This window comes from Streptomyces sp. NPDC049813, from assembly GCF_044465085.1.
Lineage (GTDB): Bacteria > Actinomycetota > Actinomycetes > Streptomycetales > Streptomycetaceae > Streptomyces.
This window is the reverse complement of record NZ_JBITLI010000020.1, coordinates 15,539-36,891: the sequence shown is the minus strand read 5'-3', so window position 1 is coordinate 36,891 and position 21,353 is coordinate 15,539. Positions and strand designations below refer to the sequence as shown.

18 protein-coding genes are annotated in these 21,353 nt (G+C 73.4%); 4 read left to right on the top strand and 14 right to left on the bottom strand.

The genetic code is table 11. The annotated features are described in order from the left end of the window. Positions 1 to 9: 9 nt before the first annotated feature. From ACIBW6_RS31170 to ACIBW6_RS31145, 6 genes are all read right to left on the bottom strand, one after another. The gene (locus ACIBW6_RS31170) at positions 10 to 3,096 is read right to left on the bottom strand and encodes an AAA family ATPase (RefSeq protein WP_399065522.1); all 3,087 of its coding nucleotides are present in this window, start codon (positions 3,094 to 3,096) and stop codon (positions 10 to 12) included. Then, complete coding sequence (locus ACIBW6_RS31165) at positions 3,093 to 4,256, bottom strand: exonuclease SbcCD subunit D (RefSeq protein WP_399065520.1); 1,164 nt, start codon at positions 4,254 to 4,256, stop codon at positions 3,093 to 3,095. The genes ACIBW6_RS31170 and ACIBW6_RS31165 overlap by 4 nt, the downstream gene beginning before the upstream one ends. Positions 4,257 to 4,342: 86 nt before the next feature. Continuing rightward, positions 4,343 to 5,638 (bottom strand): ThuA domain-containing protein, encoded by a 1,296-nt coding sequence (locus ACIBW6_RS31160; protein ID WP_399065518.1) that lies wholly within the window; start codon positions 5,636 to 5,638, stop codon positions 4,343 to 4,345. Between the two features lie 24 nt (positions 5,639 to 5,662). Further along, the gene (locus ACIBW6_RS31155; protein WP_399065516.1) at positions 5,663 to 7,897 is read right to left on the bottom strand and encodes an RICIN domain-containing protein; all 2,235 of its coding nucleotides are present in this window, start codon (positions 7,895 to 7,897) and stop codon (positions 5,663 to 5,665) included. 38 nt (positions 7,898 to 7,935) lie between these two features. Next, positions 7,936 to 9,336, bottom strand: a complete 1,401-nt coding sequence (locus ACIBW6_RS31150; protein ID WP_399065514.1) for a lectin — start codon at positions 9,334 to 9,336, stop codon at positions 7,936 to 7,938. A gap of 256 nt (positions 9,337 to 9,592) precedes the next feature. Then, the gene (locus tag ACIBW6_RS31145) at positions 9,593 to 10,213 is read right to left on the bottom strand and encodes a YigZ family protein (RefSeq protein WP_399065512.1); all 621 of its coding nucleotides are present in this window, start codon (positions 10,211 to 10,213) and stop codon (positions 9,593 to 9,595) included. 173 nt (positions 10,214 to 10,386) lie between these two features. Here ACIBW6_RS31145 and ACIBW6_RS31140 point away from each other — a divergent pair, with 173 nt between their 5' ends. Together ACIBW6_RS31140 and ACIBW6_RS31135 are read left to right on the top strand one after the other, a co-directional pair. After that, positions 10,387 to 12,360, top strand: a complete 1,974-nt coding sequence (locus ACIBW6_RS31140; protein ID WP_399065510.1) for an amino acid transporter — start codon at positions 10,387 to 10,389, stop codon at positions 12,358 to 12,360. Between the two features lie 97 nt (positions 12,361 to 12,457). Continuing rightward, on the top strand, positions 12,458 to 12,865 hold the full coding sequence (locus ACIBW6_RS31135; protein WP_399065508.1) for a CoA-binding protein: 408 nt from the start codon (positions 12,458 to 12,460) through the stop codon (positions 12,863 to 12,865). Between the two features lie 16 nt (positions 12,866 to 12,881). On the opposite strand, the gene ACIBW6_RS31130 is transcribed toward ACIBW6_RS31135, so the two are convergent. The 5 genes from ACIBW6_RS31130 to ACIBW6_RS31110 form a co-directional block, all read right to left on the bottom strand. Then, on the bottom strand, positions 12,882 to 13,772 hold the full coding sequence (locus tag ACIBW6_RS31130) for an NAD(P)-dependent oxidoreductase (RefSeq protein ID WP_399065506.1): 891 nt from the start codon (positions 13,770 to 13,772) through the stop codon (positions 12,882 to 12,884). 268 nt (positions 13,773 to 14,040) lie between these two features. Next, positions 14,041 to 14,610, bottom strand: coding sequence for a YbaK/EbsC family protein (locus tag ACIBW6_RS31125; protein WP_399065504.1), 570 nt, complete (start codon positions 14,608 to 14,610; stop codon positions 14,041 to 14,043). 43 nt (positions 14,611 to 14,653) lie between these two features. Further along, complete coding sequence (locus ACIBW6_RS31120; RefSeq protein ID WP_399065501.1) at positions 14,654 to 15,226, bottom strand: helix-turn-helix domain-containing protein; 573 nt, start codon at positions 15,224 to 15,226, stop codon at positions 14,654 to 14,656. A 571-nt stretch (positions 15,227 to 15,797) separates the two neighbouring features. Continuing rightward, positions 15,798 to 17,105, bottom strand: coding sequence for an MFS transporter (locus ACIBW6_RS31115; protein WP_399065499.1), 1,308 nt, complete (start codon positions 17,103 to 17,105; stop codon positions 15,798 to 15,800). A gap of 121 nt (positions 17,106 to 17,226) precedes the next feature. Next, positions 17,227 to 17,841: a LysE/ArgO family amino acid transporter gene (locus tag ACIBW6_RS31110; protein WP_399065498.1), complete on the bottom strand. Its 615-nt coding sequence runs from the start codon at positions 17,839 to 17,841 to the stop codon at positions 17,227 to 17,229. A gap of 69 nt (positions 17,842 to 17,910) precedes the next feature. On the opposite strand from ACIBW6_RS31110, the gene ACIBW6_RS31105 reads away from it, so the two are divergent. After that, entirely contained in the window at positions 17,911 to 18,804 is an 894-nt protein-coding gene (locus tag ACIBW6_RS31105; protein ID WP_399065750.1) for a LysR family transcriptional regulator ArgP, read from the top strand. 15 nt (positions 18,805 to 18,819) lie between these two features. On the opposite strand, the gene ACIBW6_RS31100 is transcribed toward ACIBW6_RS31105, so the two are convergent. Next, positions 18,820 to 19,563, bottom strand: a complete 744-nt coding sequence (locus ACIBW6_RS31100) for an acyltransferase (protein WP_399065747.1) — start codon at positions 19,561 to 19,563, stop codon at positions 18,820 to 18,822. A gap of 130 nt (positions 19,564 to 19,693) precedes the next feature. On the opposite strand from ACIBW6_RS31100, the gene ACIBW6_RS31095 reads away from it, so the two are divergent. After that, on the top strand, positions 19,694 to 20,230 hold the full coding sequence (locus ACIBW6_RS31095; protein ID WP_399065496.1) for a gamma carbonic anhydrase family protein: 537 nt from the start codon (positions 19,694 to 19,696) through the stop codon (positions 20,228 to 20,230). Positions 20,231 to 20,262: 32 nt separating this feature from the next. On the opposite strand, the gene ACIBW6_RS31090 is transcribed toward ACIBW6_RS31095, so the two are convergent. After that, a complete protein-coding gene (locus tag ACIBW6_RS31090) occupies positions 20,263 to 20,901 on the bottom strand; it encodes a DedA family protein (protein WP_399065745.1) in 639 nt (212 codons plus the stop codon). 197 nt (positions 20,902 to 21,098) lie between these two features. After that, positions 21,099 to 21,293, bottom strand: coding sequence for an antitoxin (locus ACIBW6_RS31085; protein WP_399065495.1), 195 nt, complete (start codon positions 21,291 to 21,293; stop codon positions 21,099 to 21,101). Positions 21,294 to 21,353: the final 60 nt, after the last annotated feature.

Genomic DNA, 21,353 nt, shown 5'->3' with positions numbered 1-21,353 from the left:
CCCGGCCCGTCAGGACCCGTCGGCGCCGCGCCGGCGCACCACCGAACCCGCCCGCCCCTTGACGATCTCCAGCTGTGCGTGGACCCGGCGGCGCAGATCGCCGACGTGGCTGACGATGCCGACGCTGCGGTCCCGCTCGCGCAGCGAGTCGAGGACGTCGAGCACCTCGTCGAGGGTCTGGTCGTCGAGGCTGCCGAAGCCCTCGTCGATGAAGAGGGTGTCGAGACGGACACCGCCCGCCTCGTCCGTGACCACGTCGGCGAGGCCGAGCGCCAGGGCGAGGGAGGCGAAGAACGTCTCGCCGCCGGAGAGCGTCGCCGTGTCCCGCTCCCGGCCGGTCCACGCGTCGACGACGTGCAGGCCGAGCCCCGAACGCCCGCGCCCCGCGAGGGAGTCGGAGTGGACCAGCGTGTACCGGCCGGACGACATCCGGCGCAGCCGCGCGGTCGCCGCCGCCGCCACCTGTTCGAGGCGGGCGGCCAGCACGTAGGACTCCAGGCGCATCTTGCGTTCGTTGTCGGCGGAGGTGCCCGCGGCGAGGGAGGCGAGGCGGGCGATGCGGTTGTACGTGGCGCGCAGCGGGCCAAGGCGGCGCGCCTCGGTGGCGGCCCGCCGGGAGAGCCGGTCGAGTTCGTCGCAGCGGCGGGCCGCCGCGTCGCGCGCCGAGCCGGCCGCCCGGACCCGGTCGTCGGCCGCGTCGGCCGCGTCGCGGGCGACGTCGACCTCGGCCCGCGGTTCCCTCGCGGCGGCGGCCGTCTCCTCCTCGGCGAGCACGGCTCGTACCGCCGCCCGCTCCGACTGCCAGGCGTCCAGGCGGTGTTGGAGCGCACGGTGCTCCGCGTCGTCGACCAGAGCCTCGGCCGCGGCCCGCGGGGTGTCGAACCCGGCGCGGAACGCGGCGTCGGCGAGCCGGGCGTCCGCGTCCTTGAGCCGGGTCGCCGTCGACTCGACCGCGCGGGCCGCCTCGGCCGCCTCGGTGAGCAGCCGCGCGTGCCGCTCCAGCTGGGCCGCGCGCTCCTCGACACTGGCGGCCTCGCCGCGCGCCTGACTCAACTCCCCTTCCAGTGCGGCTTTTTCGCGCTCCAGGGCTTCGCGGGTGGAGGCGCGGGCCGCGGCGCGGGTGGCCGCCTCCTGGCGGGCGGCGAGCCGGCGGCCGTGCTCGCTCTCGGCGCGGGCGAGCGTCTCGCGGGCGGCGTGCAGCGCGGACGCGGCGGTGCGCGCCTCGGCGTGGCGTGCCTCCAGGTCCTGGACGAGGGCGGCGAGCCGGTCGGCCGGTTCGTCCCCCGCGGCGGCCTTCGCCGCGGCCAGCTCCTCGCGGACCTCCCCCACCGCGTGCTCGGTGCCGGCGCGGTGCCGCTCGGCCGAGCGGTAGGCGGCGAGGGCCAGCTCCTCGGCGGCCCGGTCGACGTGCTGCTCGGACTTGACGATCGGCGCGGGGTGTTCGGTGGCGCCGCAGACCGTGCAGGGGGCGCCGTCGACGAGGCCCTCGGCGAGTTCGGCGGCGACGTCGCGCAGGCGCCGCTCCTTGAGGCCGAGCCAGTGCTCGTGGGCGGCGGCGGTCTCCTCGCGGGCCCGCAGCATGACGGCGGCGGCCTCCTCGGCCCGGCGGGTGAGCCGGTCCCGCTCGACGGCGGCGCGGGCCTGCCGCCGCGCGGGCTCCAGCTGTCCGGCGAGGTGCTCGGTGCGGGTCGCTGCTTCCTGTGCCTCGTCGACCTGGCCCTGGAGTGCGGCGCGGCGGGTGTCCCACGCGGCGAGCCACGATCCGGCCTCGTCGAGGAGGTCGGCGTCGGCGCGCTCCTCGCGGTCGAGCCCGGACCGCTCCTGGGCTAGCCGGGCGAGCCGGTGCTCGGCTCGGCGCGCGGCGGCGAGGCCGCCCAGCTCCACGGCGACCCGGCGGGCGGCTTCGGCGAGGACGGCGGGCCCGGCATCGGCGAGCGGCTCGGGGGCGGGGAGGGCGTCGGCGCCGTCCGGGCCGGCCGGTGCGTCGGGCTGCCCGCCGGTCCGGCCGGGCAGCCCGCGCAGCCTGCCGCGGGCCTGCTCCTGGTCCCGTAGCGCCGTCTCGTGCTCGTGCTGGGCCTCGTCGCGCAGGGTGAGGGCCGGGGCGACCGCCTCGGCCTTGCGGGCCCGCTCCATCCGCTCCTCGACGGCCCGGTGGTCCGCGGCGCGGTCCTCCAGGTCGGCGGCCCGGGCCTGCGCCTGGGCGAAGCGGCGCTGGAGCCGCTCGGTCTCGGTGGCCTCCACCAGCGCGCGCTGGGCCGCCACGCGCGCCGATTCGGCGGCGCCCAGGGCGAGATGGGTGTGGGTGAAGTGTTCGCGTGCGGTGGAGCGGGCGGTCGCGGCCCAGGCCAGGACGGCGTCCGCGAGGCCGGGTTCGCCGGGCGCCGCGTCGACCGGGGGCAGCTCCACGATGCCGCCCGCGGCCTGCTGCATGCGGTGCGCGTCGGCGAGCAACTCGGCGTCGCCCGCGGTGACCTGCCGCTCGGCGCCCCGCCGCTCGTCCGCGAGCCGCTGCTCGACGAGGGCGAAGCGGTGCGTGTCGAAGAGGCGGCCCAGAAGCTTGCCGCGGGCCTCGGCGTCGGCGCGCAGGAACCGGGCGAAGTCGCCCTGCGGCAGGAGCACCACCTGGCAGAACTGGTCCTTGCTCATGCCGAGCAGCTGCGTGATCTCCTCGCCGATCTCCTGGTGGGAGCGGCTGAGGTCCTTCCACCCCCCCGCCACGGCGTCGTACTCGCGCAGCCAGCTCTGCGCCTTCTCCGTGGTGAAGCCGGTGCCGCGCTTCTTGGGGCGGGCGAAGGGCGGCTGCCGGGTGAGTTCCAGGCGGCGGCCCGCGACGGTCAGGTCGAGGACGACCTCGGTGCGCACGCCCGGGTCGGCGTGGTCGCTGCGCAGGCTCTGCCCCTGGCCGCCACCGCTCTGCCGGGCGCCCGGCACCGATCCGTACAGGGCGAAGCAGACCGCGTCGAGGACGGAGGTCTTGCCGGCCCCCGTCGGCCCGTGCAGCAGGAAGAGACCCGCGGCCGACAGCGCGTCGAAGTCGATCTCCTGGGCGTCGCCGAAGGGGCCGAACGCGGTGACGCGCAGCGTGTGCAGTCTCACCGGGCGACCTCGCGCACGGTGTCCTCGGTGCGGACGGTGTCGAAGGCGGCGCGCAGCACCGCCCGCTCGTCGTCGTCGGGCCCGGCGCCCCGGACGTGGCTCACGAAGTCCTCCGCGATCTCGTGGTCGTCGCGTCCCTTGAGGCGCTCGGCGTACGTGGCGTCGGGCCGCGTCTCGGTGCGGCGCGGTTCGAAGAGCAGGCTGAGGGTGTGCGGGAACCGGCCGGTGAGCCGGGCCATGGGGTCGTCGGGCCGGATCTCGTCGGTGAGCGTGGCCTCCACCCAGGACTCCTCGTGGCGGGTGAGGTCCGGGTCGGCGAGGAGGTCGTCGAGGTCTCCCCGGATGCGGGCGAGCGGGCGGGGCACCGGGCAGTCGATCCGCTCGGCGGCGACGGCGCCGTCCGCGTCCAGGTCGATGAGCCACATGCTCTTGCGGTGGTCGGCCTCGGAGAAGGAGTAGGGCAGGGGCGAGCCGCAGTAGCGGACGCGGTCGGAGATGACCTGGCTGCCGTGCAGGTGTCCGAGGGCCACATAGTCGGCGCCGTCGAAGACGCCGGCCGGGACGGCGGCGACGCCGCCCACCGTGATGTCGCGCTCGCTGTCGCTGGGCTCGCCCCCGGTCACGAAGGCGTGGGCGAGGACGACGGAGCGGGTGCCGGGGGCCCGCGCGGCGAGGTCGGCGCGGACGCGCTCCATCGCGGCGCCGAGCACCTGCTCGTGACCGGCCTTGGCGAGCGCGAACTCGTCCTTGACCAGCGCCGGTTCGAGGTACGGCAGGCCGTAGAAGGCGACGTCGCCGTGGTCGTCGGGCAGGACGACGGGCTCGCCGCAGCGGCCCGGTTCGGTGCGCAGGTGGATGCCGGCGCGGCCGATGAGTCCGGCGCCGACGCCGAGGCGGCGGGCCGAGTCGTGGTTCCCGGAGATCATCACCGTGGGCACGCCGAGGCCGGCGAGCCGGTGCAGCGCGTCGTCGTACAGCTCGACGGCGGCGAGCGGCGGCACGGCCCGGTCGTAGACGTCGCCGGACACGACCACCGCGTCCACGTCCCGCTCGCGCACCGTGGCGACGAGGTGGCCGATGAACGCGGCCTGGGCATCGAGCATGCTCACGCGGTGGAACGCGCGGCCCAGATGCCAGTCGGACGTGTGCAGCAGTCTCATGGCACACGAGGCTAACGTCTGGGTCGGACATCACGTGCGGACCGCCCTGATCAGGCGCCCCGCACGTGACATCGCTCACCCGGCCGTCAGACGGCGCCCACGGTGAAGCTCTGCGCCGGCGAGCCGTCGCAGGTGCGCTGGGTGAGCTGCACGCTGTCGGTCGCGGTGGCCGCAGCGGTGAGGCACTTGCCGCTGTGCCGGGCCGTGAAGTGGTAGCGCCCGGCGGCCTCCCGCACCGGGAGCCACTGCTGGTTCCGTCCTCCCGCGTACGCCCACAGCTGGAGCGGCGCGTTGTCGGCGGCCGAGACGCCGGTGACGTCGACGACCTGTTGCGGGGCGGGGCGCACCCCGATCCGCCGGTAGCCGCCGTCCGTCGCGGCGAGCCGGAACTGCTGGGCCTGGGTGCCGTTGCAGGCGTACTGCTGGACGGCGGTCCCGTCGGCGGTGGCGGCGGCGCGGGTGTCGACGCAGGTGCCGTTGGCGACGTTCTTCAGGGTGTACCAGGCGGTCTCGGAGAGCGTGTCGTCCGGCGGGGTCGTGGCGCCCGCGCCGCCGAGCCACTTCAGGCCGTCGAGCAGGAACCGGTTCTGGGTCGCGCTGGCGAAGGTGGACGAGGTGCGGGTGTTGGAGGCGTAGTTCATCGCGTTGTGGCCGAAGTTCGCGTAGAGCATCTTGTACTTCGTGTTGGTCCACAGGATCGGGTAGTAGCCGCTGTACCAGGACTGGTCCGGGTCGGTGCCGAGCGGGAAGCTGCTGGGGTCGACCGAGGCGAGGATCTTGATGTCCGGGTTCTGCCGCAGGTCGTTGGACCAGCTGTACCACTCGCTGACCGACGAGGTGAACGTGGCGGGCAGGTTCACGGTGGAGGGGTGGGTGCGGTCCTCGACCTTGAGGGTCGCGGAGGTCGGGCCCCAGGTGTTGGACCGGAAGTTCCCGCTGCCGAGGAACTGGTTGTGGTACCAGGACCAGCTCGCCGCGTCCGTGGTGAAGGCGGAGACGTGGAAGCCCATCCAGGCGCCGCCACCGCGCATGTACTGCTCGAAGCCGGAGCGCTGGGCGGCGGTCTGCGGCAGGTCGTCGAGGAAGAGCACGACCTGATAGGCGTTGACGCCGCCGTTGGCGAGCAGGTTCCAGTCGTTGCTGGCGGTGTAGGTGAAGCCGTTGGCGGCGGCCTGCTTCGGCAGCCAGTCGTTGGCCTCCTTCTCGAAGTCGATGTGGGCCGCGTCCCAGGTGCCGCTGTAGAGGCCGAGCACCTTGAAGGGGGCCGCCGCCTCGGTGTGCGGGCGGGCGGCGGCCGGCGGCGCGGCGAGCCCGATCAGGGCCGCGAGCAGGAGGACGATCCGCAGAACCGCGCGGGTGGGTCCTGAGCTGTGCGTACGCATCGCTGTTGATCCCTTTCGTGCGGTTTACGGATAGTTCGTGAGGTAGGCGACGTTCGTGGTGGAGTTGGAGGGTCCTCCGGTCGTGTTGATGACGTGGCTGATGGTTCCGGTGCCCCCGAGCGAGACGGTCACCATGTCGTGGAAGCGGACGCCGGAGGTGTCCGGCACCTCGAAGGCGCGGTCGGCGACGACGCCGGGGTTGGCGCTGAAGTAGCAGTAGCTGCCGAGTCCCCAGGCCTCGTGGCGGGTGACGGAGGCGGCGACCTTGTAGGCGGGGTGGCCCTTGCCGCTCCCGTTCATCCAGGCGGCCTGGTTCGGCGGGTCGTAGGGCATCTCGTTCTGGAAGAAGTAGGTCCGGCCGCCGTTGCCGTTCCACAGGACCTGGGTCTTCTGGAAGTGCTCGACGAAGAGCCCGTACGCGGTGACGTCGGCGCCGTTGACGACGAGCCCGGTGTCGGCCGTGTTGGTGCTCCAGCCGACCGTGCCGCCGTTGCCGTGGTCGGCGCGCCAGATCCAGGTGTGGTCCACGACCGTGTCCGCGCTGTTGACCACCACGGACGTGGTCGCCCTGCCGTTGGTGGCGCCGCCGATGCGGACGAAGAAGTCGGTCAGCTGGGTGGGGTTCGCCGCGTGGTCGGCGGTGGCGCCGGCCGGGCCGATGCGCACGAGGGTGGCGGAGTTCGTGGTGCCCGCGTCGACGAGCAGGCCGGCCAGCTGGATGCCGTCCACGTCGGCGGTGCTGATCGCGGTGATCCCGCCGTCCGGCACGAAGGTGGCGAGGCCCATGCCGAGGACCACGGTGTCCGGCCGCGTGATGTCGATGGTCTGGTTCAGGTGGTAGACCCCGGGCGTGACCAGCAGGTTCTTGCCCGCTGCCAGCGCCGCGTTCATGTCGGCCGCGGTCGCGCCCGGCTTCACGACGAAGAACCGGTCGAGCGGCAGCGAGGTGCCCGCCGGGGTCTTCCCGCTCCACGTCGTGCCCGCGGAGTTCGACCGCAGCGCGGGCACGAACACCTTGTAGGCGCCCGCGTCGTCCACGTAGAGGAAGGGCTTCTCGCGGACGGTCGGGGTGGTGGCGACGGTGGTGTACGTCGGGAAGGACTGGGCGGGTGCGCCCTGGTCGCCGACGAAGACCATGTTCCAGTTCGACCCGGACCAGCTGCCCATCTGCGAGTTGCGGGTGAGGAACTGCTGCTGGGAGCCGGAGCGGATCTGTCCGTCGACCTTGGTGTCGGAGATGAACCCGCCGCTGGACCAGCCGCCGTCGTCGAGCGCGAGGTTGCCGCGCACGTGCATGCGCCGGTAGGGGGCGGCCTGGGAGACGGCCCAGCGGTCGGTGCCGCCGGTGGGGTTGACCGACAGGTTCTCGGCGTCGCGCCAGAAGTTCTGGGTGGCGTTGCCCTGGAACCAGTCGGCCTCCGCGTGCACGGACCCGTTGATCGTCACGTCGTCCGGTGACAGCCCGAGCCCGGCGACCTGCGTGTAGAAGCCGATGTTGGCATCCGCGCTGTACGTGCCCGGCTTGAACAGGAGTGCCTGGCGGGCCGAGCCGAACTGGTTGGTCTGCTGCTGGGCGAAGACGGAGTTCAGCTTCGACTGGATGGCGGCGGCGGACATCGACGGGTCGAACACCGTCACGTTCGGGCCGAGGTCGGGCGTGCCCGGCGGGTTCGTCGTGCCGCCGCCGAGCCGGAAGGACTGCGCCGCGGTGCCGTTGCACGTGTACTGCGCCAGCTGCACGCTGTCCGCGGCGGAGGCGCCGGGGACGTCCAGGCACTTGCCGCTGTTGCGGTTGACGAAGTGGTACGCGCCGTCGGACTCGGCGACGGGCTGCCACTGCTGGTTGTTCCCGCCGGAGTACGTCCACAGCTGGACCGGCGCGGAGTCCGCGGTGGAGACGTCGGTGACGTCCCAGGCCTTGGTGGCGTCCAGGGCGCTGTCGATGCGGTAGTAGCCCCCGCTGGTCGGGGTCAGCCGCCAGTTCTGGGCGGTGCTGCCGTTGCAGGCGTACTGCTGGACCGCGGTGCCGTCGCCGCTCGCGGCGGCGCGGGCGTCGACGCACTTGCCGCTGCCCTTGGCGACGACGGTGGTGGCGCCGGACGGCAGCGCGGCGGCCGCAGCCGGCTGCGCGCCGGCCGGGCTCTGCGCGGCGAACTCGACGCCGGTCGCGGTGGTGGCGACGAGCGCGGCCACGGCGAGGAGCCGGGGTATCCGGAGGCGGCCGGCCGGCCCGCCCCGTCTGCGTACAGGTCTGAGCACGGAACTCTCCTGTGGTGGTGGGGGGTTGATGGCGCGGGTCAGCCGGTGTACTTGGCGAAAATGCCGGTGAACTGCCAGGTGCTCTGGCTCACGCCCGAGCAGGTGTCGTCGTTCGGGTAGCCGCCGGGGCAGGGCCGGTCGCGGTTGACCGACCAGAACGTCAGGCGGGCGAGGTGGTGCGCCTGCGCGTAGGCCAGGATGGTCTGGAAGTCGGCGGTCGTGACGGTCTCGTTCACGTCGGTGATGCCGTTCATGGAGGAGATGCCCATGTCCCGGTAGGCCTGGTCGTCGCTGTAGCCGTAGGCGCTCTTGAGGGAGTTCTTCAGGCCCTCCGCGGCGCGCGTCGTCAGCGTCCCCATGTTCTGGCCCGCGCCACCGAAGTCGAACGGCATGATCGTCCAGCTGTCGACGGTCAGACCGGAGTTCGCCGCCCGGTTGATGAGGCTCGTGTCGGGTCCCGAGATGTCGGTGCCGATGGTGACGATCACCTTGATGCCGGGGTTCTTCGCCTTCACCGTCTTCAGCGCGTCGACGGTGCGCTGCTGCACGGTCGGGTTGCTGTAGGCGTCGGCCTCCAGGTCGATGTCGATCGCCTTGAGCCCGTAGGCGTCGATGACCTTCTGGTACGCGCCCGCCAGGGCCGCGGCGCTGGTGCAGGAGCTCTCCAGCTTGTTGCCGCTGTAGCCGCCGAACGAGGGGATGACGTCGCCGCCGTTGCCCCGCACGGCGTTGATCGTCTGCTGGTCGACGCCGCCGGTCAGCGGGCGGCCGCCGTCCCACTGCGGGTTGCAGCTGCCGTTGCTGAGCACGAACGCGAGCGTGAACCACTTGACGCCGGTGGCATTCATGACGGTGACCGGGTTGGGCGGGCTGCCCCAGCCGTTGTAGAGGTACGGGGCGACGGCCATCGGCGCCGCGGGGGCGGTGCCGCCGCCGGTGGGCGCGGTCCACTTCTGGTTGGCGGCGCCGGTACAGCTCCAGATCTGGACCGGGGTGCCGTTGGCCGAGGTGTTGCCGGTGACGTCGGCGCACTTGCCGGACTGCTGTCCGACGAGGTCGCGGGCGGCGGAGACGGTCCACTTCTGGTTGGCGCCGCCGGAGCAGTCCCACAGCTGGAGGCGGGCGCCGTTCGCGGTCGAACTCCCGGTGACGTCAAGGCACTTGCCGAGGGCCCGGACCGTCCCGTCGGAGCCGACCGTCCACTGCTGGGCGGTGGTGCCGTTGCAGTCGTAGAGCTGCACGGCCGTGCCGTTGGCGGAGTTTGCCGCCGCCACGTCGAGGCACTTGCCGCCGAGACCGGTGATCGTGCCGGTGGCCGCGGAGGCGGGTGTCGTGGCGAGCGCGCTCGCCGATGCCGCGAGGAGCGCGGTGGCGAGCGCGCCACGGAGCGCGGTCGAGCGCAGACTCCTGTGTCTTGACTTAGGCGATATAGCAGACATGGGGGGTTCACAGCCCTTCATGGAGAAACCGATGGGGGGTGAGCGTTCACGCAGATGAACAGCGAGTGCATTCATGAAGCTGTGGCGATCCGGAACTTAAAGGTCTGCACCAGTGCCGTCAAGAGATGAAGCCGAGATGGTGGCCGACCCCGCCGAATTCCCGGTACGCAGCACAGGAGTTGAACACGCGAAAGCCCCCGGGGCAGCTCCCCGGGGGCCGTGGCGTCACATGCCGAGGGCGGGCTCGGCGACCGGCTCAGCCGTACGCCTCCCCGCCCAGCTCGAACCCCGCGCTGCCCGCGCTCACATCGGCCAGCCACGCCCGGAACCGCTCCACGTCCCCGTCGGGCAGCCCGATCTCGATCGCGACGTCCTCCGCGTAGCGGACCTCGCGCACCGCACGGCCCGTGGCCCGCAGGTCGTTCTCCATCTTCCCGGCGCGGGCGTGGTCGACGGTCACCGTGGCCAGCCGGAACCGGCGGCGCGTCACCGTGCCGAGCGCGTCCAGGGCCTCGCCCACCGCCCCGCCGTACGCCCGGATCAGACCGCCGGCGCCCAGCTTCACCCCGCCGAAGTACCGCGTCACGACCGCGACGACATACCGCATCTCGCGCCGCGTCAGCATCTGCAGCATCGGCACGCCCGCGGTGCCGCCCGGCTCGCCGTCGTCGCTCGCCTTCTGCACGGAGGCGTCGGCGCCGATGACGTACGCGAAGCAGTTGTGGTTCGCCGTCGGATGCTCCTTGCGGACGCGCGCCACGAAGGCGGCCGCCTCCTCCTCCGTCGCGGCGGGTGCGAGCGCGCACAGGAACCGGGAGCGGCTGATCTCTGTCTCGTGCACGCCCTCGCGGGCCACGGTGCGGTATTCGTCCTGCATCGCTCCAGCGTATGCGCAGGTGGGGCCGGGCTCGCCCCCGCCCGATGTGCGGGCGACGATGTGGTGGATACTCGCGCTCCGTCTCGTCATTTCAGCGTCTCGGCGTCTCGGCGTCTCGTCGCACCCCGCCGTACGGACAGCGGTCCGCGCCGCCCGAACAGAAAGACCGCCACATGACCGGCAGCACCCGGGCCGACCGCCCGGCCGCCCCGCCCGCGCCCGCTCCCCGCTGGCGCGCCTGGCTCCTGGAGGGGCTGACCGACCGGACGGCCCGCCACCAGGGGCCGCACGCGCACGCCCCGGCGGAGCACGAGGGCCACACCTGGTGGCGGGTCATGTGCCTGACGGGCGTGGACTACTTCTCCACGCTCGGCTACCAGCCCGGCATCGCCGCCCTGGCCGCCGGGCTGCTCTCGCCGCTCGCCACGCTCGTCCTGATCGCGCTCACGCTCCTCGGCGCGCTGCCGGTCTACCGCCGGGTCGCCAAGGAGTCCCCACACGGCGAGGGCTCGATCGCGATGCTGGAGCGGCTCCTGCCCTGGTGGGCGGGGAAGCTGTTCGTCCTGGTCCTGCTCGGCTTCGCCGCCACCGACTTCATGATCACCATCACCCTGTCGGCGGCGGACGCGGCGGCCCACGTCGTGGAGAACCCGTTCGCGCCGGCCTCCCTCGACGGCGCGAACACCTGGATCACGCTGGCGCTGCTCGCGGCGCTCGGCGCGGTGTTCCTGAAGGGCTTCCAGGAGGCGATCCGCGTCGCGGTCGTCCTCGTCGGCGCGTACCTCGCCCTGAACGTCGTCGTGCTCGTCACGGCGGCCGTCCATGTCGCGACCGCGCCGGTGAAGGTCGGCAACTGGTGGGACGCGATGACCGCCGAGCACTCCTCCCCGTTCGTCATGGTCGGCGTGGCCCTGCTCGTCTTCCCGAAACTGGCGCTGGGGATGTCCGGCTTCGAGACGGGCGTGGCGGTGATGCCGCAGGTCAGGGGCGAGGCGTCGGACACGTTCGCCAAGCCTGCGGGCCGTATCCGCGACACGCGCAAGCTGCTGACCACGGCCGCGCTGATCATGAGCGGTTTCCTGCTCCTGTCGAGCCTCGCGACCACCATCCTCATCCCGCAGAAGGAGTTCGAGGCGGGCGGCCCGGCGAACGGCCGCGCGCTCGCCTACCTCGCCCACACGTATCTCGGCGAGGGGTTCGGCACGGTCTACGACGTGTCGACGATCTGCATCCTGTGGTTCGCGGGCGCCTCCGCCATGGCCGGGCTGCTCAACCTCGTCCCCCGCTACCTGCCGCGCTACGGAATGGCACCCGAATGGACGCGGGCGGTGCGCCCCCTGGTCCTCACCTTCATGGCGGCGGCGGTCGCCATCACCCTGTGGTTCAACGCCAACGTCGACGACCAGTCCGGCGCCTACGCCACCGGCGTCCTGGTCCTGATGCTGTCCGCGTCGTTCGCGTCGACCGTCGCCGTGCACCGGCACGGCCACCGCCGGGCCACGCTCGGCTTCGGCACGATCACCGCGGTCTTCGCCTACACGCTCGTCACGAACGTGGTGGAACGCCCCGACGGCATCAAGATCGCCCTCATCTTCATCGTGGCGATCCTGCTCTCCTCCTTCGCCTCCCGCGTGCACCGCGCCTTCGAACTGCGGGCGGGCGCGGTCACCTTCGACGACGCGGCCGCGCAGCTCGTCGAGGAGGCGGCGGCGCGCGGCCCGCTGCGGCTCATCGCCAACGAGCCGCAGGAGCACACCACCGCCGCCTACCGTGACAAGGAGTACGCCCAGCGCGAGGCCACCCACATCCCCGAGGGCGGTCCGGTGCTCTTCCTGGAGGTCTTCGTGCAGGACTCCTCCGACTTCACCGAGGACCTGACCGTGCACGGCGACGAGAAGCACGGGGTGCGCCGGCTGCGCGTCCACGGCCCCGGCGTCCCGAACACGGTGGCCGCGGTCCTGATGAGCCTGCGCGAGCGCACGGGCCAGGTCCCGCACGCCTACTTCAGCTGGACCGAGGGCCACCCGGTCAGCCACCTCCTGCGCTTCCTCGTCTTCGGCGACGGCGAGGTAGCCCCCGTCACCCGCGAGGTGCTGCGCCGCGCGGAGCCGGACCTGACGCGCAGGCCGCGGGTCCACGTCGGCTGAGTCCCGGCCGGGCCGGACCGGCCACCGGAATCGGCGGGGCACCCGTGCGGTTGCTCCACTGACAGGCAGTTCCGCGGCACACCGCTAGGGAGTCACCATGTACGCCGATCAGGCCACCATCCGGAAGATCCTCACGGAGTCCGGCGACACCTGGGCCGTCGTCGGCCTCTCCACCAACCGTGCCCGGGCCGCGTACGGCGTCGCCGAGGTCCTGCGCCGCCACGGCAAGCGGGTCGTGCCCGTCCACCCGAAGGCCGAGCCGGTCCACGGGGAGCAGGGCTACCCCACGCTCTCCGCGATCCCCTTCCCGGTCGACGTGGTCGACGTCTTCGTCAACAGCGACCTGGCGGGCCGGGTCGCCGACGAGGCGACCGCGATCGGCGCCAAGGCCGTCTGGTTCCAGCTCGGCGTGGTGGACGAGGCGGCGTGGGCGCGGACGCGGGCGGCGGGCCTGGACATGGTGATGGACCGGTGCCCGGCGATCGAGTGGCCGCGGCTGGGCTGAGCGGACCGCCCGCGCCTCAGCGGTCGCACCTGCCCTCGAACGACGCGAAATACGCCGCCGCCATGTCCTCCTGCCCATGCCCCTGTTCCGCCGCCCGGGTCAGGCGGGCCGTGCTCGCCTCGGCCAGGTCGAGGCGGATGCCGTGGCCGCGGCCCGCCTCGACGATGAGGCGGGCGTCCTTCACCGCGGTGTCGACGGCGAACTGGGCGGGGGTCAGCCGGTCCTCCAGGACGAGGTCCGCCTTGAGCCGCAGGTAGGGCAGGTCGAGGCCGCCGCCCGCGATGGCGTCGAAGAAGTTCTGCGGGTCCACGCCGAGGGCGCGGGAGAGGGCCAGGACCTCGCCGGCCGCGTTCGTGGCGGCCAGCACCCAGCTGTTCGCGACCAGCTTCAGGCGGGTCGCCGAGCCGGCCGCGCCGTCCTCGCCCGTCCACACCGTGCGGGCGCCGATGGCGTCGAGGACCGGGGCGACGGCGTCCCGGTGGGTCCGCGGACCCGCCGCGAGGACCGTCAGCTGACCTGCCTCGGCGGGCTGGCGGGTGCCGAGCACCGGGGCGTCGAAGAGGACGAGGCCGTGGGCGGCGGCGAAGGCGGCCAGGTCGCCGAGGGCGTCGAGGCCCGCGGTCGTGGACTGCAGCCACGCCGTGCCGGGCCGCAGGCCGTCGGCGGCCTGCCGCATGACGTCCAGGGCGGCAGGGCCGTCGTGGAGCATGGTCAGGACCACGTCGGCGTCGGTCACCGCCTCGGCCGGGGCGCCGACGACGCGGACGCCGTCGGCGGCGAGCGGTTCGGCCTTGGCGCGGCTGCGGTTCCAGGCCCGGACGGTGTGCCCGGCGCGGGCGATGGTGCGGGCCATCGCCGCGCCCATGATGCCGGTGCCCAGGACCGCTACGGTCAGCCGCTCGCTCATGACGTCTCGCCTCTCCTCGGTGGTTGCCCGATCGAGCCTAGCGGCGGCCTGCTCCCACAGCGTGTGCGGCAGCGGTCCGTGCGATGTCAGGCCGCGGGCCTGGATGCCGTGGACCGGCTGGTCCCGTCGAGGCGCGCGGTCAGTCCCGCGTAGCACCAGGAGAGTCCGCCGACCGGGTGGATCGCGAACAGGGGCGGGCGCCGGCCCTGCCGGAGGGTGCCCCGGGGGGTGGTGTGCCCCGGGGGGTGTGACGTTCGGGGTGGTCGCTCTACGCGGTCTGGACCGCCACCCCGAGTCCGTCGAGGACCGTGGCGCGCGGCAGTTCCGCCAGCGCCTTGCCCGGGACGATCAGCTTGCCGCGGCGCGTCCCGCTCCCGAGGAGGACGTACGGGAGGTCGACCACGGCCGCGTCGACCAGCACCGGCCACTCCTCCGGGAGGCCGATCGGCGTGATGCCGCCGTACTCCATGCCGGTCTCCCCGACCGCCGTGTCCATCGACGCGAACGAGGCCTTGCGCGCGCCGAGTTGACGGCGCACGGCTCCATTGACGTCGACCTTGGTCGCGGAGAGGACGACACACGCCGCGAGCGTGGTCTCACCGCCGCGCTTGCCCGCGACGACCACGCAGTTCGCGGACTGCGCGAGGAGTTCGGGGCCGTAGTGCTCGGCGAACGTGGCCGTGTCGGCCCACTCGGGGTCCGTGTCGACGAAGACCAGGTCCTCGGCCGGGACCGCGCCGCGCCAGTGCCGGATCGCGTCCGCGACCGGGCGGGTGAGCAGATCGAGGGCGTCGGGGGCCGGGCGGGCGTCGTCGAAAGTGCCGATGGGTGCGTGCATGGCGGCACGCTAACAGCCTCCGCGGGCGCGGGTGACGCACGTCTCAGCGTACGAACGGCACCGACACCGCCATCACCAACTTGGCCGGTACGTCACCGTCGTTGCGGTACTCGTGGGGCACGTCCGCCTCGAAGGTGACGCTCGCGCCCTCGGGCACCTGGTGGTGGGTGCCGTCCACCACGAGGGTCAGTTCGCCCTCGGTGACGTGGAGCAGTTCGACGGTGCCCTGGGGGTGGGGGTCGGAGGGGCTGCCGTCGCCGGGCTGCAGCAGCCAGTCCCACATCTCCAGGGGGCCCGGGGCCTCGGTGCCGGCCAGCAGGCGGTGGTAGCTGCCCGCCTCCGTGGACCACAGGCGGACCGCCTGCTCGGCGGGGACGATCCGTACGGTGGGGCCCTGTTCGTAGTCGAGGAGGGTGGTGATGCTGATGCCGAGGGCGTCGCCGATCTTCACGACCGTGCCGATGCTCGGGTTGGTGCGGGCCTGCTCGATCTGGATCAGCATGCCGCGGCTGACGCCTGCGCGGGCGGCGAGCGCGTCCAGGGTGAACCCGCGCTCCGTACGCCAGTGTCTGACGTTGCGGGCGAGCGACTGGGTGAGGAGGTCGAGGTCCGACACGGTCCGTCCAAGGTTCTGGGGTTCTGGGCGCGCGGCGCCGCTGCACTGGGGGGTGCAGCAAACTGTACTGCGGGGCGGTTGCTCGTGGCCGGGGCGTGGTGGGGTGCGCCTGGGGGGCGGTGGTGGGGTGCGCCTGGGGAGCGGTGGTGGGGTGCGCCTGGGGGTGGTCGGTGGGTTGGGTGGGGCCGGGGCGGTGTACCTCCTCGGCCGGTTCGGTCTGCCCCCTCGCCGTCCGCCCAGAGGCTCTGACCCGGTGCCTGGTCCCTGCGGTGTCCTGCGGGGGCACACCGCCCCGTCCCCACCCGCACGTCTCACGGGCGCCCGCGGCCCGGTGGACCGTCCGGCCTGGGCGAGGCGCCGCCGTCGCCTCGGAGACCGCCCCCCGCCTTGGGCAATCTGCCTCCCCCAGACTCCGTCCGGGGGGACCCCCAGGGCGGCAGGGTGGGCAAGGCGGCACCCCAGCGCCGGACGCGCTATCGAAATGGGGCCCTCGGCAACGCCGCCCCCTGGAACCGGCCCCCGCTAAAACCTCGGCCCGCCCGGACCCGCCCCGGGCACCTCATCGCCCGGGTCAGATGCGGTAGCGCCTGAGCGCCGGAGTGGCGAAGGCAAGGCCCCCCATCGCGGCGACCACGAGCAACCCACCCCCGACCACCGCCGCCCGCGGCCCGAACGCCGCCCCCGCCGCCCCGTGCAGCACATCCGCGAGCCGCGGCCCACCCGCCACGACGACCGTGAAGACCCCTTGCATCCGGCCCCGCATCTCGTCCGTCGCCGCGGACAGCAGAATCGCCCCGCGGAAGACCATGGAGACCATGTCCGCGACGCCCGCCACCGCCAGGGACACCACCGCGAGCCACAGGCTGCCGCTCAGCCCGAACCCGGCGACGGCCGCGCCCCAGGCCATGACCGCGCCGATCACCATCCACCCGTGCCGCCGCGCCCGCGAGAACGTGCCGGAGAACAGCCCGCCGGCCACCGCCCCGATGGGGATCGCCGCGAAGAGCAGACCCAGGGCGAGCCCTTCCCCGTAGGGCGCGTACGTCTCGGCGGCGAGCTGCGGGAACAGTGCGCGGGGCATGCCGAGGACCATGGCGATGATGTCCGCGAGGAACGACAGGAGCAGCACCTTGTGCGCGGAGATGTAGCGGAACCCCTCCGCTATCTCCCGCACCCCCGCCCGGCGCTTCGTCGCCGGGTCCAGCGGCGGCAGCGCCGGGAGCCGGTGCACCGCCCAGACCGTGACGCACAGAGCCAGCGCGTCGATCAGGTACAGCTCGGGCAGGCCGATGACCGGGATGAGGACACCGGCCAGGAGCGGGCCGACGACCTGGCCGGTCTGCATGACGGTCGAGCCGAGCGCGTTGGCCGCGGCCAGTTCGCCCTCGGGCACGAGGCGGGCGATGGAGGCGTTGCGCGCCGGGGCGTTGAGACCCCAGAACGCCTGCTGCACCGCGAGCAGCACCATCAGCGCCGCCACCGAGTCGAACCCGGCCACGGCCTGTACCCAGAACAGCACCGACGTCACGGCGATGCCGCAGTTGGTGATCAGCAGGAGCTTGCGGCGGTCCATGGTGTCGGCGACCGCCCCGCCCCACAGGGCGAAGACGATCAGCGGCAGCAGTCCGGCCATGCTCGCGGCGCCGACCCAGGCCGAGGAGCCGGTGATGTCGTAGATCTGCTTCGGCACGGCGACCGCGGTGAGCTGGCTGCCCACCGCCGTGACGATCGTCGACGACCACAGGCGGCGGTAGGCGGGGATGCGCAGCGGGCGGGTGTCCATGGCCCAGCGGCGCCATCCACGCCGGGACGGCCGCGCCTCCTCCACGGCGGGCGCCTCTTGCGGGCCGGTGCCGGTGCTGCTCTCGCTGGTGTCCACGGGCTTCCTGATTGCTCGTTACATCTATCAAGTCCGGGGTTCACTATCGCAGGACCGCGGAGCTTCCCGGAACGCGGCCTCGGGGTGCCGTCGGACACACACGGAGCCCCCCGTAAAGGCGTCATGCCCCGGCGATCAGCATGGCCCCCATCACGAGCATGGTGAGGGCGACCAGGGCGTCGAGGAGCCGCCAGGCGGCCGGCCGCGACAGGAAGCGGCCCAGCAGCCGCGCGCCGAACCCGAGGGCGGCGAACCAGCAGAGGCTGGCCAGCGCCGCGCCCAGTCCGAAGGTCCAGCGCAGCTGCCCCCGGTCGGCGGCGACGGAGCCCAGCAGGAACACGGTGTCCAGGTAGACGTGTGGGTTGAGCCAGGTCATCGCCAGGCAGGTCAGCACAGCCCGCCGCCGCGACCCCGCCGACTCGCCCGCCGGGCGCAGCGCCCCGGCCGGCTTCGCGACCCGGCGGGCGGCGAGGACCCCGTAGCCGAGCAGGAACAGGCCCCCGACCCAGCCGACCACGGTGAGCGCCTGCGGCCACGCGACCACCACGGCGCCGACGCCGCCCACGCCCAGGGCGATGAGGACGGCGTCGGACAGGGCGCAGATGCCGACCACGGCGAGGACCGCGTCGCGGCGCACCCCCTGGCGCAGGACGAAGGCGTTCTGGGCGCCGATGGCGACGATGAGCGAGAGGCCGGTGCCGAAGCCTGCGGCCGCGGCGGCGAGTGAAGCGGACATGCGGGCCAGGCTAAGGAGGTGATCACTGGGCGTACAGCTAAAGATTTTTACGTATCCTTAGCGATCGTGATGATTCCGGAGCTCCCCCTCGACCTGGTTCGCACGCTGCTGGCGGTGGTCGACGAAGGCACGTTCGACGCTGCCGCCGCCGCGCTGCACGTGACCCCGTCGGCGGTCAGCCAGCGGGTCAAGGCCCTGGAGCAGCGCACGGGCCGGGTCCTCCTGGTGCGCACGAAGCCGGTGCGGCCGACCGAGTCCGGGCAGGTCGTCGTGCGGTTCGCCCGCCAGCTGGCCCGGCTGGAACGCGACGCCCACGCCGAGCTGGGCCTGGGCGAGGAGACCGGTCCGGCCCGGGTGTCGGTCGCGGTGAACGCGGACTCGCTCGCCACCTGGTTCCTGTCGGCCCTGGCCCGGGTTCCGGAGTCGGCCCGCGTCTGTTTCGAGCTGCGCCGGGAGGACCAGTCCCGTACCGCGGAGCTGCTGCGCGACGGCCGCGTGATGGCCGCGGTGACGTCCTCGCCGGTCCCCGTGGCGGGGTGCTCGGTGCGCCCCCTGGGCCGGATGCGGTACGTCGCCGTGGCCCGGCCGGACTTCGCCGCGCGCCATCTCGGCGGGCCGCTGCCCGCGGCGCTCGCCGTCGCCCCGGTGCTGAGTTTCGACCGGGGCGACGACCTCCAGGACGCGTTCCTGCGGGAGTGGGGCGTGGCCGGGGCGAGCGAGGTCCGGCACGCGGTGCCCACCTCGGAGGGGTTCGTCGAGGCCGTCGCGGCCGGCCTCGGCTGGGGCCTGGTCCCCGAGGTCCAGGCGGAGCCGCTGCTGCGCGCGGGCCGTCTCGTGGCACTGGCGCCCGAGCGCCCGGTCGACGTCCCGCTGTACTGGCAGCAGTGGAAGCTGGACTCCCCCGCCCTCGCGGCGGTGGCCGACGCGGTCCTCACGGCGGGGGCGCGGGCCCTGCGGGACTGACGCCCGCGCGGGGGTTCAGGGCCCCTGGGTCTCCTCCAGCTCGCCCAGGGCGACCAGCTGCTCGGGGGTCACCCCGGCCGGGATCGGCCTGGGCGCCGGTGTGCGCAGCGGCGGCTGCCAGCCCGCGTCCGCGTCCCAGGTCCGCACGGTGCGGGCGGGCGCCCCGGCCACCACCGCGTGGTCCGGTACCTCGCCGCGGACCACCGCGCCGGCCGCGACGACGACGTTCCGCCCGATCCGCGCCCCCGGCAGGATCACCGCGCCGGTGCCGATCCAGCAGCCGGGCCCGATGGCGACCGGCTCCATGCGGGGCCACTGCTTGCCGATGGGCTCGTGCGGGTCGTCGTAGGAGTGGTTGGTGGAGGTGATGTAGACGTAGGGGCCCATGTACACGTCCCGGCCGACGGTCACGGTCGTGTCGGCGATGACATGGCTGCCGCGGCCGATGACCACCCCGTCGCCGAGGGTGAGGATGGGCTCGGGGCCGAGGTCGAGGTCCGGCATCATCCCGGCGGTCAGGGTGACCTGTTCGCCGATGATGCAGTGGGCGCCGATCCGTATCCACGGCTCGCCGAACACGGTGCCCTGCGGGAACGCGAGCTTCGTGCCGGGGCCGATCGCGCCGAAGCGGTGGCCGCCCGGCCGCTCGGCGGTGACCGCGCCGGTGCGCTGCGCCCAGCGCCAGCCCGCCTGCACGGCGCGGTGGCCGAGCCCGCCCCTGCGGGACCGTCCGGCTGACGAGAACGCGTTCCACTTCATCGGCACGGCGCCACGTTACTCATCCGTACCGCCCGCCCCCACCTCGACGGACTGTGATCTTCACCCCACGGGTACGGTTCGCTCAGGCGCGACGGACGGCAGCGGACGCAGAGGTAGGGAGCGGCACCCGATGGGAAGCACTGGCCACGAGGCACTGGTCACCGGGATCGGCGGCAAGGACCCGGAGGTGGACGCGGAGGCGTTCACCGCGCCGACGTCCGTGGTGATCGGCGAGGTGCGGCTGCGCGCCGGCGCGAGCGTCTGGTACGGGGCGGTGCTGCGCGCCGACTGCGGACCGATCGAGCTCGGCGCGGACAGCAACATCCAGGACAACTGCACGGTCCATGTCGACCCCGGGTTCCCGGTCTCGGTCGGCGAGCGCGTCTCCGTCGGCCACAACGCGGTGCTGCACGGCTGCACGGTCGAGGACGACTGCCTGATCGGCATGGGCGCGACCGTGCTCAACGGCGCGGTGATCGGCGCGGGCTCCCTCGTCGCGGCGCAGGCGCTGGTCCCGCAGGGCATGCACGTCCCGCCGGGTTCCCTCGTGGCGGGCGTCCCCGCCAAGGTCCGGCGGGAGCTGACCCAGGAGGAGCGCGAGGGCATCACGCTGAACGGCGCCCTGTACGTGGATCTGGCGAAGGCGCACAAGGCGGCCCACGCGTAGCGGTCCCGGTGGGGCGCGGGCGGACCGCGCCCCTACTCCGCGGCGGCCGCGGTCTCGGGCTCGGCGGCGGCCACCTTGGCGGCCCGGCGCTTCATGAAGAGCATCGAGCCGAGGCCGAACAGCACGGCCACGCCGAGGCCGACGTACGAGAACCGCTTCAGCCAGTCCTCGGCGACGATGCCCAGGTAGTAGATGACCGCGGTCGTGCCGCCGGCCCAGACGACACCGCCGAGGAAGTTCGCGGTGAGGAACTTCCAGTACGGCATGTGCAGCACGCCGGCGAGGGGGCCGGCGAAGATCCGCAGGAGGGCGATGAAGCGGCCGATGAAGACGGCCCACATGCCCCACTTCTCGAAGGAGCGCTCCGCCGTGGCGATGTGGGCGGGCCCGAAGTGCCTGGGGAACCTGCGCCCCAGTCTCGCCAGGAGCGGCCGGCCGCCCTTGCGTCCGATCGCGTATCCGATGGAGTCGCCGATGACGGCCCCGGCGGTGGCGCAGACGCCGAGCACGACGGGGTTGACGTCACCGTGCTGCGAGGAGAGCAGCGCGGCCGAGACGAGCACGATCTCCCCGGGCAGCGGGACACCCAGGCTTTCAAAGCCGATGACCCCGGCCACCAGGGCGTAGATGGCGACCGCCGGAATCGTGTCGAGCCACTCCTGGACGTGCAACGACGTCGCCTCCCGTACCCAATGAGCCGTGTGCAGGCGTGCGCTCCCCTCCTGGCCGCGCACGCCGGGCAGCCTACCTCTCCCTAGGACGCCGCCGACTCCCGCGAGGTGCACGGTGGCGGGAGTGATCCGGGCCACGTGCCGTGACGCACGAAGGCCCCGCCGCGGGTGCGGCGGGGCCTTCGTGTCGCGGTCGGTCAGTGCTGGCCCGGGGGCTGCTGCCCGCGGTCCCCGCCGAACTGGTCCTTCAGCTTGTCCTGGGCCGTGTCGACCTGACCGCTGTACTTGCCCTGGGTCTTGTCGTCCACGAAGTCACCGGCCTTGTCCACGCCCTGGCCGGCCTGGTCCTCGTGGCCCTTCAACATCTGCTTGAGCTTGTCCATCACGGACATGGTCGGCCTCCTCGGTTCGAGCCGTTGCCTCCAGCATGGGCGCTCGCCGCGGATGCCGCA